General features: G+C 35.9%; 12 protein-coding genes. 10 read left to right on the top strand and 2 right to left on the bottom strand.

Features of this window, described 5'->3' with window-relative positions:
* Positions 1-2: 2 nt before the first annotated feature.
* Positions 3-962, bottom strand: coding sequence for a KpsF/GutQ family sugar-phosphate isomerase (locus C1631_RS04090; protein WP_109710619.1), 960 nt, complete (start codon positions 960-962; stop codon positions 3-5).
* Positions 963-1,120: 158 nt separating this feature from the next.
* Between C1631_RS04090 and recQ the strand changes: the two genes are divergently transcribed.
* The 5 genes from recQ (at position 1,121) to C1631_RS04065 (ending at position 7,433) form a co-directional block, all read left to right on the top strand.
* Positions 1,121-3,325: a DNA helicase RecQ gene (gene recQ, locus C1631_RS04085; protein WP_109710617.1), complete on the top strand. Its 2,205-nt coding sequence runs from the start codon at positions 1,121-1,123 to the stop codon at positions 3,323-3,325.
* A gap of 141 nt (positions 3,326-3,466) precedes the next feature.
* Positions 3,467-4,546, top strand: a complete 1,080-nt coding sequence (locus C1631_RS04080) for a glycosyltransferase (protein WP_109710616.1) — start codon at positions 3,467-3,469, stop codon at positions 4,544-4,546.
* Positions 4,547-4,614: 68 nt separating this feature from the next.
* Positions 4,615-4,962, top strand: coding sequence for a hypothetical protein (locus C1631_RS04075; protein ID WP_103247883.1), 348 nt, complete (start codon positions 4,615-4,617; stop codon positions 4,960-4,962).
* A gap of 127 nt (positions 4,963-5,089) precedes the next feature.
* Entirely contained in the window at positions 5,090-6,493 is a 1,404-nt protein-coding gene (gene lpdA, locus C1631_RS04070) for a dihydrolipoyl dehydrogenase (RefSeq protein WP_109710614.1), read from the top strand.
* Positions 6,494-6,593: 100 nt separating this feature from the next.
* Positions 6,594-7,433, top strand: a complete 840-nt coding sequence (locus C1631_RS04065) for a proline and serine-rich protein 1 family protein (RefSeq protein ID WP_109710613.1) — start codon at positions 6,594-6,596, stop codon at positions 7,431-7,433.
* A 192-nt stretch (positions 7,434-7,625) separates the two neighbouring features.
* Here C1631_RS04065 and C1631_RS04060 read toward each other — a convergent pair whose 3' ends face one another.
* Positions 7,626-8,075, bottom strand: coding sequence for a hypothetical protein (locus C1631_RS04060; protein WP_103247880.1), 450 nt, complete (start codon positions 8,073-8,075; stop codon positions 7,626-7,628).
* A gap of 137 nt (positions 8,076-8,212) precedes the next feature.
* Here C1631_RS04060 and C1631_RS04055 point away from each other — a divergent pair, with 137 nt between their 5' ends.
* From C1631_RS04055 to C1631_RS04035, 5 genes are all read left to right on the top strand, one after another.
* Positions 8,213-9,037, top strand: coding sequence for a CvfB family protein (locus tag C1631_RS04055; protein WP_109710611.1), 825 nt, complete (start codon positions 8,213-8,215; stop codon positions 9,035-9,037).
* 213 nt (positions 9,038-9,250) lie between these two features.
* Positions 9,251-9,844: a TetR/AcrR family transcriptional regulator gene (locus C1631_RS04050; protein ID WP_109710609.1), complete on the top strand. Its 594-nt coding sequence runs from the start codon at positions 9,251-9,253 to the stop codon at positions 9,842-9,844.
* A gap of 85 nt (positions 9,845-9,929) precedes the next feature.
* A complete protein-coding gene (locus tag C1631_RS04045; RefSeq protein ID WP_109710608.1) occupies positions 9,930-11,297 on the top strand; it encodes a TolC family protein in 1,368 nt (455 codons plus the stop codon).
* 7 nt (positions 11,298-11,304) lie between these two features.
* Positions 11,305-12,366 (top strand): efflux RND transporter periplasmic adaptor subunit, encoded by a 1,062-nt coding sequence (locus C1631_RS04040; RefSeq protein ID WP_103247877.1) that lies wholly within the window; start codon positions 11,305-11,307, stop codon positions 12,364-12,366.
* Between the two features lie 7 nt (positions 12,367-12,373).
* Positions 12,374-15,562 (top strand): efflux RND transporter permease subunit, encoded by a 3,189-nt coding sequence (locus C1631_RS04035; RefSeq protein ID WP_109710606.1) that lies wholly within the window; start codon positions 12,374-12,376, stop codon positions 15,560-15,562.
* The last annotated feature ends 125 nt before the right edge of the window (positions 15,563-15,687 follow it).

Raw genomic sequence — 15,687 nt, 5'->3', positions numbered from 1 at the left:
GATTAGTTTATTCCTTCATCAAGGAGCTTGTGCAGATCAATGATTCCAAAATATTTTCCATTTTCGGTCACCACCAGCTGTCCGATGTTATTTTCTTTTAAAACTTTCATCGCTTCTTTGGCCAGCGATTCTTTTTCTATAGTTCTTGGGTGAGCAGACATAATATCTTTAGCCAAAACCTTGGTGATATCTTCTCCCTTCATCAGCATCCTTCTCAAATCTCCGTCTGTAATAACTCCGATGATTTGTTCTTCACGGGTAACTACAGTAATTCCGTGGCTTGAAGCACTGATAGATATGATAACATCTCTTATAGAGGCATCTTCTGTTACCTGAGGTTTCTGTGAAGAAAGAAACTGCTCAACTTTTGAAGTAAGGTTTTTACCCAAACTTCCTCCCGGATGGAATTTGGCAAAATCATTTGCTTTGAAATTATTGAGTTCCATTAAAGCAACAGCCAAAGCATCACCAAGAGCCATTTGAATTGTTGTAGAGCTCGTAGGAGCCAATTTATTAGGACAAGCCTCAACATCTACATGGGTATCTAGTATAATTTCGGAAAACTCAGCAAGTTTACTGTTTTTATTTCCTGTCATTCCTATCAAAGCAGAAGAATAGTCTTTTAAATAAGGAACAAGATTGGTAATTTCAGGAGAATTTCCTGAATTGGATATACATAAGACAACGTCTTGTTTCTGAATTACACCCAGATCCCCGTGAATAGCTTCCGAGGCATGAAGAAATTGTGATGGAGTTCCCGTAGAGTTTAAAGTGGCAACAATCTTATTTCCCACATGGGCAGATTTTCCTATTCCTACTACAATCAGCTTCCCTTTTGCAGCATGAATGATCTCTACCGCCTCTGCAAATTGGTTATCAATTCTGTTTTTTAATTTTTCAAGCTCTGCAATTTCAATTTCTAAAGTAGTTTTAGCAATTGATATAATGTTGGTTCTCTCCATTTTACTTTGATAAGGTATACAAAAAAGTTCTTAAAAAACGTTATATTTTAAAAAGAATATTTAATATAAATTTTATTTTTTATAAATTCGTTCGCTTTTATTTTAAGCAGAATTTTTATAACTTTGGGTTAGATGCAAATTTAGCAATAGAAAATTAGATGAGCGCAAAAAAAGCCAATTTATCAGGCGAATTGAAAAAGTATTTTGGGTTTTCTACATTTAAGGGTCAGCAGGAACAAATCATAGAAAATCTTTTGAATGGGAAAGACATATTTGTTTTGATGCCTACAGGTGGTGGCAAATCATTATGTTACCAGCTTCCGGCTCTTATTTCGGAAGGGACGGCGATCGTTGTGTCGCCCCTAATCGCGTTAATGAAGAATCAGGTAGATGCAGTAAACGGCCTCTCATCAGAAGATGGGGTGGCACACGTATTAAATTCATCATTAAACAAGACACAGACGAAACAGGTTTTTGATGATATTAAAAGTGGAAAAACCAAACTTTTGTACGTAGCTCCGGAATCATTAATTAAAGATGATTATCTGGACTTTTTGAAAGATGTTAAAATTTCTTTCTTTGCCATTGACGAGGCACACTGTATTTCAGAATGGGGACATGATTTCAGACCTGAATACAGAAATTTAAAACAGATCATAGATAAAATTGCCAATGTACCGGTGATTGCTTTGACGGCAACAGCAACTCCTAAAGTTCAGGATGATATTCAGAAGACTTTAGGGATGACAAATGCTTTAGTTTTTAAAGAAAGTTTCAACCGTCCTAATCTGTATTATGAGGTATGTCCTAAAATTAATGTAGATAGGGAGATCGTAAAATTTATCAATCAGCATAAAGGAAAATCCGGGATTGTATATTGCCTGAGCCGGAGAAAAGTTGAGGAGTTTGCCCAGCTTTTGCAAGTCAATGGCATCAATGCACTTCCTTATCATGCAGGTCTTGATCAAAAAATAAGAGTAACAAACCAGGATAAGTTTCTGATGGAAGATGTGGACGTCATTGTGGCAACCATTGCCTTCGGGATGGGAATTGATAAGCCGGATGTACGTTTCGTAATCCATTATGATTTTCCTAAATCACTGGAAAGTTACTACCAGGAGACAGGAAGAGCAGGAAGAGATGGTGGTGAAGGACATTGTCTGGCATTCTATGATCCAAAAGATATAGAGAAATTAGAAAAGTTTCTGGCACAAAAACCTGTTTCTGAAAGAGAAATCGGATTGCAGCTTCTTAACGAGGTTGTAGGTTACGCAGAAACGTCAATGAGCAGAAGACAATATATCTTATATTATTTTGGAGAAGCTTTTGATCCTGTGAAAGGAGAAGGAGCAAAAATGTGTGATAATTCATCCAATCCTCCAAAGTTGAAAGATGCAACCGCTGATTTGAAAAAGGCTCTTGAACTGATCAATGATACAGGGGAGAAATTTAAAGCTAAAGATCTTATCTCTGTTATTGTAGGAAAGGAAACTGCTGTGACAAAATCATATAAACTTGAACAAAGTACTTATTTTGGTTTTGGCAAACATGAAAAAGATAATTATTGGAAAACGATTCTTAGACAGGCAACGGTACAGAATTTTTTACAAAAAGATATTGAAACTTATGGCGTCATAAAGATTGCTGAAAAAGGTAGAAATGTGCTGAATGGAAAGTCTAAAGGAGCATTTTTAATTGCAGAAGACCGAGAATTTGATCTTACTCAGGCAAAGGCAGAAAGTGATCAGGTACAACAACTGGCCAGTGGAGGAATGGATCAGAAATTGTTTAACCTTTTAAAAGAACTAAGGAAAAAAGTAGCCAAAAAACATGGTATTCCGCCCTATACGGTATTTATGGATCCAAGTTTGGAGGATATGACCGTTCAGTATCCGATTACAGTAGATGAGATTACCAAAATTTACGGAGTAGGAGAAGGAAAAGCTAAAAAATATGGCAAAGAGTTTGCCGATTATATTAAGACTTATGTAGAAGATAATAATATTGAACGTACCCAGGACATGGTATTGAAACAAGTGGCTAATAAATCCAGCCATAAAGTGTTCATCATCCAGAGTACAGATAAAAAGATTGATCTTGAAGATATTGCAAGAGCCAAAAACCTCTCTATGGACGAGCTTTTGAAAGAAATGGAAAGGATCGTTTATCAGGGAACAAAACTCAATATAGACTATTATATTGAAGATAATTTCGATGAAGATATTGTAGAAGGTTTTATGGAGTTCATGAACGAATCTGAAAGCGACAGCATGAAGGTATTGTTAGATGAATTTGGAGATGAACTTTCTGATGAAGAAGTAAGAATGCTGAGAATCAAGTTTATCAGCGATGTAGCAAACTAAGGTCTGAAATAAAAAAAATAAATAACAGGCTGATTCAAAACTGAGTCAGCCTGTTTGTTTTAACCACAATGCATGAGTAAAATACTGTAACGGCAAAAGGAATATTTGACTTGTAACTAAACTTTTTAGTAACTTTAACTGATGAAAAAAATCTCTGTCATATTTATTCTGCCCGATCTGGAAACAGGAGGAGCGGAAAGAATTGTTACTACGATTGCCAATCACCTTTCAAGGGATCGTTTTGAACCTAAGATTTTGTTGTTGCGTAAAAGTGGGGGATACCTTAATTTCCTGAAGAAAGATGTCGAAATTATTGATATCAATACGGAGAGAATCAGACATTCATTGAAACCGATATTGGGAGAAATCTACAGAAGAAAACCTGATATTGTTTTTTCAGGTTTTGGAGAGGTGAATGCTTATCTGGCTTTATTTATCAAGCTTTTTCCGAGAACGAAATTCATTGCTAGGGAGACCAATGTGGTTACCCAACATGTTACCCGAAGAGAAATCAAATTTTTCTATAATTTTTACAATAACTATCAGAGAATCATTGCGCAAAGTGATGATATGAAAAATGATCTCATCAATAATTTTAATATCAAAAAGAAAAAAATTGTCAAGATCAATAATCCTGTCGACTTTGATTTTATTAATGAAAAAATTACAGAATCACTGAAACCAGAAAGTTTTAAATACAATTATAAACATGTCGTAGCTATTGGCAATCTTTCAGCCAGAAAAGGTTTTGATAATTTGCTGAAAGTTTTTGCAAGACTTAAAAGTGAAAACATCTTACTCCATATTCTTGGGGATGGAAAAGATAAAGAGATGCTGTATCAAATGAGAGATGTTCTGGATCTTAAAAATGTTGTTTTTCATGGCAGACAGGAAAATCCTTATCAGTTTTTAAAATATGCGGATCTATTTATCCTGTCTTCAAGGTATGAAGGATTCCCGAATGTACTGTTGGAAGCAGGGGCCTGTGGAACTTATTCCCTGGCAAATAATTGTCCGGGTGGGATTAATGAAATTATCCAAAGTACTGTCAACGGAGAAATTTCAAATATCGAGAATTATGAAGATTTTGCTAAGAAAATTACTACAATTCTCCAGAACAATTATAACAGGGATGCCATAAAAAATTCAATTAAATCAAGATTTTCAAAGGACATTATTTTGAATCAATATGAAAAAGTTTTGCTGGATTTAATAAAGTAGTATCACTATATGATTTGCCTTATGGGCTTTTATTTTCTTAGATTTGACATCTGGTAAAATAAATTTCAATGAATAAAATCTCGCAGATAGGATGCGCTTGTGAAAAACCTGACTTTAATTATACTGAATTTAGAAACTCGGAATTAGGTATCGATCACACCAACGGAAGACATGGGGAAGTAAGTATTCAGCAGTGTAAGTTATGTCAGAGGATATGGATTCATTATTTTGTTGAATATGAGCATTATTCCCAATCCGGAAGATGGTACAAAGGAATTGTTTCAAAAAAAGAACGTTCACAGATAACCCCGGAAAATACAATAGAGTTTCTGGAAAATCTTGAATGGTATGTCTACGGAGGTTCATTTTTTGAAAGCTCTGGAACCATAGGAAGTGGAAAGCTGAAGTTAGATTGATGACCACGGTAAGATATTTAAAATTTTTTGATCTCAAAATTGATAAAACTCACTTTGGTGCTTGGTAATTTATATGTAAATTTGTGAGAGTTAAGATAGATAATAATAAACAAATTCATAAAAAAACATGAGTCAATTCGATGTTACCGTAATAGGTTCTGGTCCTGGAGGTTATGTAGCTGCTATCCGTGCAGCACAGTTAGGTTTCAAAACAGCAATTATTGAAAAATATTCAACTTTAGGCGGAACTTGTCTTAACGTTGGATGTATTCCGTCAAAAGCACTTTTAGATAGCTCTGAGCATTTTGAGAATGCAAAACACAATTTTGCAAGTCATGGAATTTTGATTAATGATCCACAGGCTGATATTCAAAGAATGGTTGCTCGTAAAAACGAAGTGGTAGATCAGACAACAAAAGGGATCAACTATTTGATGGACAAAAACAAAATCACTGTTTTTGAAGGAGTAGGAAGTTTTGAATCTGCTACTCAAATCAAAATCACAAAAAATGACGGTTCTTCTGAAACGATTGAATCAAAATATACAATTATAGCAACAGGTTCTAAACCTTCTTCTTTACCTTTTATTTCTCTTGATAAAGAAAGAGTTATTACCTCTACTGAAGCTTTAAATCTTAAAGAAATCCCTAAACATCTTGTCGTAATCGGAGGTGGAGTGATCGGTCTTGAATTAGGATCTGTATACTTAAGATTAGGATCTCAGGTAACGGTAGTGGAGTTCATGGATAAAATTATCCCTGGAATGGATGGCGCTTTAAGCAAAGAATTAACTAAAGTTCTTAAAAAACAAGGTATGAAGTTTATGCTTTCTACAGCTGTTTCCGGTGTTGAAAGAAACGGAGATACTGTAAAAGTTACTGCTAAAGATAAAAAAGGTGAAGAAGTAGTTGTAGAAGGAGATTACTGTTTAGTTTCTGTGGGAAGAAAACCTTATACAGAAGGTCTTGGTCTTGAAAAAGCAGGAGTAGAGCTTGATGAAAGAGGAAGAGTAAAAGTAAACGATCATCTTCAAACTAACGTGGCTAACATCTATGCTATCGGAGATGTGATCAAAGGAGCAATGCTTGCTCACAAAGCGAGTGAAGAAGGAACGTTGGTTGCTGAAATTTTAGCAGGTCAAAAACCACATATCAACTACAACTTAATTCCTGGTGTTGTTTACACATGGCCGGAAGTGGCAGGAGTAGGAAAAACAGAAGAGCAGCTTAAAGAAGAAGGAGTCGCTTATAAAGTAGGTAACTTCCCGATGAGAGCGTTAGGAAGAAGCCGTGCCAGTGGTGATGTTGATGGTTTCGTTAAGATTATTGCTGATGAGAAAACAGATGAGGTTCTTGGGATGCATATCGTAGGCGCAAGAGCTGCTGACCTTATTGCTGAAGGAGTAATTGCAATGGAATTCCGTGCAAGTGCTGAAGATATTGCAAGAAGTTCTCACGCTCACCCAACTTATGCAGAAGCTATTAAAGAGGCTGCATTAGATGCTACAGGAAAAAGACCTATTCATATTTAAGACTTGATTAAAGATTTAGTCATCAAAATATAAAAAGAGAAATCATACATGATTTCTCTTTTTTTGGCATAGAAATGGACTGTCATGTAGGAAAAAAGACATGAAGAAAATCTTTATAAGTTTGATGTTTGCAGTCACTGTAAATACATTCGCTCAGGAAGCAGGAAAAACAGGAGAATTACTCCGAAATGAAGCATCCAAAACAGAAATGCAGTCTCCTGATAACTCCAGGCTGAAAAATAAAACCTCCGACCGTAATACATTTGATCCTAGAAATAAAAGTAAGAATTCAACCTATCAATGGAATAAAAATTATGGATATGCAGAAGTTTTTTTGCGTATTCCTGAACAAGGATTTTTCACCGTTGAAATAGGTGATCAGATGATGGCAAATGGCTCCGGAAAGTATCGTTTTTTTGATTTGCAATCGGGAAGAATGCCTATATCCATCTATGAAAATGGTTTTCTCATCTACAGAACAACTCTGATGCTACGCAATAACAATAGAATGGTACTGGATTTCTTTACTAATGAAGGTTTGTATTTGCTGGATTCTTATCCTGTTCAGGGGCAATATGGATTTAGTGACTGGAATGATATATGGAATAATCCGTACGGAAATTCATCCGGAAATTGGAATAACTCCGGAAATGTAATGGACGATCGTACCTTTAGTCAATTTTTCGAAATGCTACAGAAAAAAGAAAGTTTTGATGATGGAAAAATAAAGTTCATTAACCAGCAAATGCGTACCTCCATGTTTACTGCTGTTCAGATCAGGGATCTTGTAAAATCTATGAGTTTTGATAAAAATAAACTGGCACTGGCTAAATCAATGTACCATAATTGTGTGGATAAAAACAAATACTTTGTCGTGAGTGATGCTTTTGATTTTGAAAACAGCAGACGTGAATTGATGGATTATATTTCCAGATTATAGGGAGCTTCCAGAGCCATAAAACCACATCCTTATATTATCATTAACAGATAACTAAGGTAGAATTATTCGTGTATTCGTGGCAAAAAACTTCAAGTAAGAAACTATCTTTGTATTTTATTGAAAATAAAAAGATGCCACTTATTCACGAATAAAAATGGTCGTGTATGAGGTAAAGTAATTCGTAACTGAAAACTACATCATTTTCATCTGATTATAAAATTTTGAGCCTTTTGTAGGAGCAATATTAAACTGTATTCCAAAAGTTATGCCTTTAAAATACTTATCTTTATGAATAGGAAAAGCGTAACCGGTATTCAGAAAAAACAGATTGAATACGGAAATACCAATTCTGGGTTCTATCGAATACGGATTGATGGAAGCCCCATAGAGTTGCCCATTGTTAGTGTAATAAATGTTAGCTTCCGGAAGGAATTTATCCGTCTGATTGATGCGGGTGTACAGTACAGATGGACCAATAATCACTGATTTATAGCTTGATTCCCCGATTCTGAGCTCCAGCCCTGCCTGTAAAACATTTCTTCCTGTATAGCGATATCCGAGATTAAAAGCTGTTTTTTCAAAAATCTGTGCATTCAGAGTGAAGGCACAAAGAAGAAATGTTATGATCCAGTATTTTTTCATGTTTTAGTATTTTTATTCAAATGTACTGGTTTTATCGGCTTCATTAACGATTAATTAGTTCTTTAAACACATTAGATTGTGATTAACTAGGTTGAAATCTTCAAATTTCCGTACCTTTGTCAGCTAATTTATCATCAATGCAACTCGGAAAAACTCAAAGTTTAGAAATTTCAGAAAAAAATAATTCAGGATGGATCCTGACAGATGGATCCGGTGAAAAGGCTTTTTTACCTAAAATCTTCATTCAAAATGAAAAAGAAGTAGGTGAAGAAGTAGAAGTTTTTGTTTATCAGGATGATGATAAATTAAAAGCTACTACTGAAATTCCATTGGCTGAAGTGGGAGAGTTTGCCGTAATGAGCTGTGTTCAGAGTCTTCCAAGCGGGGCTTTTATGGATTGGGGAATTATTAAAGATTTATTTATTCCTTATAAACAGCAGAAAACCAAAATTATTGAAGGAAAAAGGTATTTGGTATACATTTATGTTGAAGAAGATATGGAATTGATTACCGGAACTACCAAGTTTAAGAGAAACCCACAATATCAGGATTTGCCATTTCGAAAAGGAGATAAGGTTGATCTGATTATGATGAATGAAAGTGAGCTAGGCTGGAATGTGGTGATCAACAAAAAATATATCGGTCTGATTTATGTATCTGATGTATTCAAAAAGTTATATCCATTATCAGAAGAAACGGGCTATATTAAAGCGATTCGTGAAGATGGAAAAATTGATATTTCTTTGCAGCCGGAAGGTTTTGAAAATATTGATGAATTCAGACAAAAGATTTTGAACAAACTGGAAGAGAATTATGGGCTTCTGTATGTGTCGGATAAATCTTCTCCTGAAGAGATCAGAGATGAGCTTCAAATGAGCAAGAAGAACTTTAAGAAGGCCGTCGGAGGACTTTACAAAGATAAAATTATTGATATCTTAGATGATAAAATCAAATTGTTATAGAAAAAGATTTTGTGAAAAATTGATTTAAATAATATAAATTAAATAGGCTGCATCATGCAGCCTATTTTTTTTGCTTTAAAATATAGAAAAAGAACTTTTGATTGAAAATTTGAAAACATGATGCAAATCATAACAATTTAGTTTAATTTTTTTGTTTAACAATTTTGTCAAAAACGAAAATTGTTTAATTTTGCACAAATTTGTTTAACAAAAATGTCAAATCAAGCAAAAAAAGACCAAACACAGGAATTGATCAAGGAGACAGCGAAGAATTTATTCTTTGTGAAAGGAAAATTTGATGCTACTACGCAGGAGATTGCCGATGCAGCCGGAGTGAACAGAACTCTTATTAATTATTATTTCCGATCAAGAGATAAACTGATTCAAATCATTTTTGATGAGGCTCAGAAAGTAGAACAGGAAAAATCGAATATTATTCAGAATTCAGATCTACCTTTTAAAGAGAAGATCAGCAAATTCATAGAAAGCAGCCTGGCTACGAGTCTTCAGTATCCGTATCTGGAAACTTACATTGTTTCACAGATCAATAAAGGAACCTGTCATCACAGAGAAATTGAAGAGGATATTCTGAAAAATTTATACAGGGATATCGAAAAAGAAATGGAATTGGGGAATATCGAAAAAATGGCACCTGTTCAGTTTATCCTGAATATGGTTTCATTATTGGTTTTTCCAAGTGCAATAAGACCACTATTCATGGAGAATTTATTAATTAATGATGAGGAATATGATAAGATTATCTCAGAACGAAGAGGGATTATTATCAATATGTTATTTAAAAATTAAAAAAAACTAAAGTATTTCTTAAAATGATTCGTCATTTAGAAAAATAAAGACTGAACTAAATAAAAAATAAACGAAGTATAAAATTATGAAAAGAAAACGTATAACTGCTAAAAAGCTAAAAATTGGGATAGCTGCAGCATTTATGATTTTCAGCTTTTCATCGGTGTCTGCCCAGCAGCAGGTTTCCCTGCAGGAAGCAATCAAACAGGCACTTCAAAATAAGGCGGAAGCAAAAAAAGCTGCCTTACAGGTCAAAAAAGCTGAATATAAGATTGATGAGGCAAGAGCAGGAGCTCTACCTCAGATCAGTGCAACGATAAACAATACATACAATCCCATTCTGCAAAAGTCTGTCCTTCCGGGAGAGATCGTAGGCAAACCGGGTGAGCTTATTCCGGTAGCTTTCGGAACAAAATGGCAATCTGTAAATGTTGTTACTCTTAATCAGAATATTTTTGACCAAAGAGTGTTTATTGGTCTTAAAGCGGCAAAGTCAACCCGTGAATTTTATCTTTTAAATTCTGAATTAACGAATGAACAAATTATTGAAAATGTAGCTACAGCTTATTATCAGGTCTTTGTTCAGGAAGAGAATCTTAAAACGGTTGAAGAAAGTTATGCCAATACAGAACGTGTAAGAAACGTTATTAAAAGTTTGGTAGATAATGGGTTAGCCAAATCTATCGACCTTGATCGTACCAATGTTCAGCTTACTAATATTAAATCCAATAAACAACAATTGATCAATGGGGTAGAAGTTTCAAAAAACTCATTGAAGTTTTATATGGGAGTTCCTATTGATACTCCGATTGAACTGGAACAAAAGGAAATTATACCCAATCCTGAATTATTGGCAACTAATGTTAATTTGGAAACCCGTTCAGAGCTGAAAGTTTTAAACAAGCAAAAAGAGCTTTTACAATACAATAAAAAAGCAACGATAGCTAATCTTTATCCCACTGTAGGGCTTACTGCTAACTATGGTTGGCAAGGTCTTGGAAATAAATTTCCCTATACTACAGGATCTGCTCAGGGTACCAATTGGGGAGATTACGCATCTATTGGCCTGGCGGTTAAAATTCCAATCTTCATGGGAGGTGCGACAAGAGCTCAGATTCAACAGGCAGAAATTGATATTCAGGATCTAGATCAGGATATCCTGAACAAAAAATTGAACCTGAGTTTAGATTATAAAAATGCTATTTCCAATATGGAAAATGCAATAATCAATATTCAAAGCATGAAGGATAATGTGGATCTTGCTGAAAAAGTACAGAAAAATACTCAGTCTAACTATCAATATGGTTTGGCAACACTTACTGAAGTATTGGATACTGAAAATGCTCTTACGCAGGCTAAACAGAACTATGCGAATGCATTGCTGGACTATAAACAAGCTGAGATCAAGGTAATTAAAGCAAAAGGAGAGTTAAACACACTACAAAACTTATAATAAACAAATGAAAAAAACTTTAATATATATCATCGTAGCCGCTGTACTGATAGGTTTAGCCGCTTATAAAATTGCCGGTAACAAAGAGAAACAGACTCAGGAAGTAAAGGAAGTTGCCAAGCAGGTAGATAAAATCAATGTTAATATTGTAACGGTTTCAAGAGAGAATATTGATACGGATTATTCTGCAAACGGAACTTTTATTCCTAAACAGGAAATGAACCAATCTTCTGAAATAGCCGGTCGTATTGTAAATGTAATGGTAAAAGAAGGTTCAAGAGTAGGAGCAGGCCAGGTCCTGGCAACCATTAAAAGAGATGCTATCGAAGTGGATGTTACTCAGGCTCAAAATAATCTTCAGAATGCCATTATTGATAACCAACGGTACGAAAACGCATATAAAACAGGTGGAGTTACAAAACAACAACTTGACAATTCAAGGTTACAGCTTAAAAATATGCAGGCTGCTGTAAAAGCGCAGGGAGTACGAGTAAATGATACAAGCATCCGCGCAGGAATAAGCGGTACGATTAACAAAAAAATGGTTGAGCCCGGAACAGTTGTTTCTGTGGGAACTTCCATGTTTGAAATTGTTAATATCAACAGTTTAAAGCTTTCTGTTTTAGTGGATGAAAGCCAGATTGGAAGAATTCAGCTGGGGCAGGAAGTTCCGATTAAAGTGAATGTTCTACCGGAAGATTCTTTCTCAGGTAGAATCACATTTATCGCACCTAAGAGTGATGCTTCTTTGAATTTCCCGGTTGAAATTGAAGTTCAGAACAGAGGAAACTTAAAAGCAGGGATGTACGCTACAGCTACATTTAAAACAAATCATGGAGCAGAAACCCAGAATATGTTAACAGTTCCTGCTGAAGCTTTTGTAAACGGGGTAAGCTCAGGTCAGCTTTTTGTGGTTGAAAATGGAGTGGCTAAGTTGATTAAAGTAACTGTTGGAAAAGTCTACGGGGATAAAGTTCAGGTATTAAGTGGATTAAACGGAGGTGAGCAAGTGGTAACCAGCGGACAAATCAACCTGGATAGCGGATCTAAAGTAAACATCATTAAGTAGCAGGTTTATGAAGTTAGCAGAAATATCGATTAAAAGACCCTCGTTGGTAATTGTATTATTTACAATTCTGACGCTGGGAGGTATCCTGAGTTATACTCAAATGGGGTACGAATTGATTCCGAAGTTTGAAACCAATATGGTAACTATTTCTACGGTGTATCCGGGAGCTTCTCCTGCAGAGGTGGAAACCTCGGTAACCCGAAAGATTGAAGATGCCGTAGGTTCCCTGGAAAATGTAAAGAAAGTAGAGTCTTCTTCCTATGAGAGCTTATCCGTTATTATGGTTCAGCTGAACAATGGAGCCGATGTTGACTTTGCTTTGAATGATGCACAAAGAAAGGTAAATGCAATTCTGGGAGACTTCCCGGATGATGTAAAAGCCCCTTCACTGAATAAGTTCTCCCTGGATGATCTACCCATTATTACGATGAGTATTTCATCCGATAAACTGAACAGTAAAGATCTTTATGATTTATTAGATAAAAAGATAGAACCGATCTTCTCACGTGTAAACGGGGTTGCAAAAGTGGATCTTGTAGGTGGACAGGAAAGAGAAATTCAGGTCAATCTGGATGAGAAAAAATTACAAGGTTACGGACTTTCAGTTTCGGATGTACAACAAGCGATCCTTTCCTCAAACCTTGACTTTCCAACGGGGAGCTTGAAAACGAGAACGACAAAATCTACCATCAGGTTATCAGGAAAATATAAATCTACAGAGGAAATGAATAATCTTGTTGTTTCCAATAAAAATGGAGCACAAGTTCGTTTATCTGATATTGCAACAGTTTTTGACTCTCAGAAAGATGTTGAAAAAGTAGCAAGATTTAATCAGTTTCCAACCATCTTGATTCAGGTTAAAAAGCAATCTGATGCCAATGCTGTTGCCGTTTCTGAAAGCGTTCAGGAGACGATTAAAACAGTAGAAGCAGCTTATAAATTGCAGGGAATAAAAGTGAAAATTGTAAATGATACAACAGACTTTACCCTGGAATCGGCAAACCACGTTATTTTCGACTTGTTCCTGGCGATTATTCTTGTGGCGATTGTAATGTTGTTATTCCTTCACAGTATCAGAAATGCATTCATTGTAATGGTGTCGATTCCGGCTTCATTGATTGCAGCTTTCATTGGAATGAATTTGATGGGGTATACCTTGAACCTGATGAGTTTACTGGGGCTATCATTGGTGGTAGGTATCCTTGTGGATGATGCAATTGTAGTACTGGAAAACATTTACCGTCACATGGAGATGGGTAAAAGCAAGATCAGGGCAGCGTATGATGGTGCTTCAGAGATTGGATTTACCGTTGCAGCGATTACGTTGGTAATTGTGGTGGTATTCTTACCGATTGCAATGAGTTCCGGTCTTGTAGCCAACATCCTGGCTCAGTTTTGTGTCACGGTAGTTATTGCAACCTTATTATCATTATTGGCTTCATTTACCATTATCCCATGGCTATCATCAAGATTTGGAAAACTGGAGCACTTAACCGGTAAAAACTGGTTCGAGAAATTTATCCTTTGGTTTGAAGGTTTAATTGATAAATTTACCCATTGGGTTACAGATATTCTTGAATGGTGTTTAAAAACAACATTAAGAAGAATTACAACAGTGGTTGTTACCTTCATTATTTTGGTCAGTTCATTCTTGTTGGTAATCTTTGGTTTCATTGGAGGTGAATTCTTCCCGCCGATTGATCGTGGACAGTTCCTGGTACAGATGGAGCTTTCGAAGGATGCAACCATTGAAAAAACAAACCAACTGACATTAGACGTTGAGAAGTTTCTAAGAAATGATAAAGATGTTGTAGACTTAATTACTACGGTTGGTCAGCAATCAACAGGTTTTGGTGGGGCTCAGGCAACAACCTACCAATCGGAAGTTCAGGTAAACCTGACAGATAAATCTGAGCGTTCGGAAAGTACCAATATCAAGGCAGCTAAAGTAAAAAGAGCTTTAGAGGAGAAGTTTACAGGAGTTGAGTTTAAAACAGCGCCAATTGGTATCATGGGGGCTGAAAATGCTCCGATTGAAATGGTAGTAACTGCTCCGGATAATGAAAAAGCTGTAAAAGAAGCAACAAGAATTCTTGAACTGTTGAAAAAAGTTCCAGGGGCAGTAGATGCTGAATTATCAACAGACTCAGGAAGCCCTGAAGTTCAGGTAAATATAGACAGAGATAAAATGGCTTCACTAGGACTGAATCTTTCAAGTGTAGGACAAACAATGCAGACTGCATTCAACGGAAATACGGACGGAAAGTTTAGAGCCGGAGAATATGAATATGATATTAATATCCGTTTTGGTGATGTTAACAGACAATCCATTGATGATGTTAAAAATCTGATGTTCACAAATCCTAAGGGTGAGCAGGTTCGTTTGAGCCAGTTTGCGGATGTGAAAATGGGTTCAGGACCAAGTTTACTTGAACGTAGAGATAAATCTCCATCTGTAAAAGTAAGAGCAAAAGCAGTAGGTAGACCGGTGGGTGATGTGGCCAATGAATGGGCCGCCAAATTTAAAGATAGTAAAGACAAGCCTATTGGTGTAGATTACATCTGGAGTGGTGATATGGAAAACCAGCAGGAGGGATTTGGTACTTTAGGAATCGCATTATTAGCGGCTATCGTATTGGTATACCTGGTAATGGTATCCTTATATGACAGTTTCGTATATCCTTTCGTAGTATTATTCTCTATCCCGTTGGCGATGATCGGGGTAATGGTAATTCTTGCCTTGACAGCCAATTCATTGAATATCTTTACCATGTTGGGTATGATCATGTTGATTGGTCTTGTTGCGAAGAATGCGATTATGATTGTAGACTTTACCAACGCAAGAAAGGCTGCCGGAGCCACTACTCACGATGCATTGGTACAAGCGAATCATGCACGTCTTCGTCCGATCCTGATGACAACGATTGCGATGATCTTCGGTATGTTACCGATTGCATTGGCAACCGGAGCAGGAGCAGAGATGAACAAAGGTCTTGCATGGGTAGTTATCGGTGGTTTAACGTCGTCTCTATTCCTTACATTGATTATTGTACCGGTAGTATACTCATTATTTGATTCTATTCTAAGAAGAATGGGGAAAGACAATAAAGTAGACTACGAAGCTGAAATGAAAGCAGATTATGTACACAGAGAACTGAATGAAGACGGATTTACTCCCAAGCATTTAGATAAATAAAATAAACCTTATTAATTAACCGAAAGCGCCTCAGATTTTCTGAGGCGCTTTTTATAGTATATATATTAATTATTGGCAGGAAATGATGTTTTTTTAATAAAAAAGACTTCCGGAATCTACCGAAA

Source organism: Chryseobacterium phosphatilyticum, from assembly GCF_002899825.2.
Classification (GTDB): domain Bacteria; phylum Bacteroidota; class Bacteroidia; order Flavobacteriales; family Weeksellaceae; genus Chryseobacterium; species Chryseobacterium phosphatilyticum.
The sequence above is the reverse complement of the archived record's forward strand: the minus strand, read 5'-3'. Positions and strand labels throughout refer to the sequence as shown.

Bases quoted from the DNA above. Each gene is read 5' to 3' on its own strand.
- C1631_RS04090 (WP_109710619.1), bottom strand. From the start codon at position 962: ATGGAGAGAACCAACATTATATCAATTGCTAAAACTACTTTAGAAATT.
- recQ (WP_109710617.1), top strand. From the start codon at position 1,121: ATGAGCGCAAAAAAAGCCAATTTATCAGGCGAATTGAAAAAGTATTTT.
- C1631_RS04080 (WP_109710616.1), top strand. From the start codon at position 3,467: ATGAAAAAAATCTCTGTCATATTTATTCTGCCCGATCTGGAAACAGGA.
- C1631_RS04075 (WP_103247883.1), top strand. From the start codon at position 4,615: ATGAATAAAATCTCGCAGATAGGATGCGCTTGTGAAAAACCTGACTTT.
- lpdA (WP_109710614.1), top strand. From the start codon at position 5,090: ATGAGTCAATTCGATGTTACCGTAATAGGTTCTGGTCCTGGAGGTTAT.
- C1631_RS04065 (WP_109710613.1), top strand. From the start codon at position 6,594: ATGAAGAAAATCTTTATAAGTTTGATGTTTGCAGTCACTGTAAATACA.
- C1631_RS04060 (WP_103247880.1), bottom strand. From the start codon at position 8,075: ATGAAAAAATACTGGATCATAACATTTCTTCTTTGTGCCTTCACTCTG.
- C1631_RS04055 (WP_109710611.1), top strand. From the start codon at position 8,213: ATGCAACTCGGAAAAACTCAAAGTTTAGAAATTTCAGAAAAAAATAAT.
- C1631_RS04050 (WP_109710609.1), top strand. From the start codon at position 9,251: ATGTCAAATCAAGCAAAAAAAGACCAAACACAGGAATTGATCAAGGAG.
- C1631_RS04045 (WP_109710608.1), top strand. From the start codon at position 9,930: ATGAAAAGAAAACGTATAACTGCTAAAAAGCTAAAAATTGGGATAGCT.
- C1631_RS04040 (WP_103247877.1), top strand. From the start codon at position 11,305: ATGAAAAAAACTTTAATATATATCATCGTAGCCGCTGTACTGATAGGT.
- C1631_RS04035 (WP_109710606.1), top strand. From the start codon at position 12,374: ATGAAGTTAGCAGAAATATCGATTAAAAGACCCTCGTTGGTAATTGTA.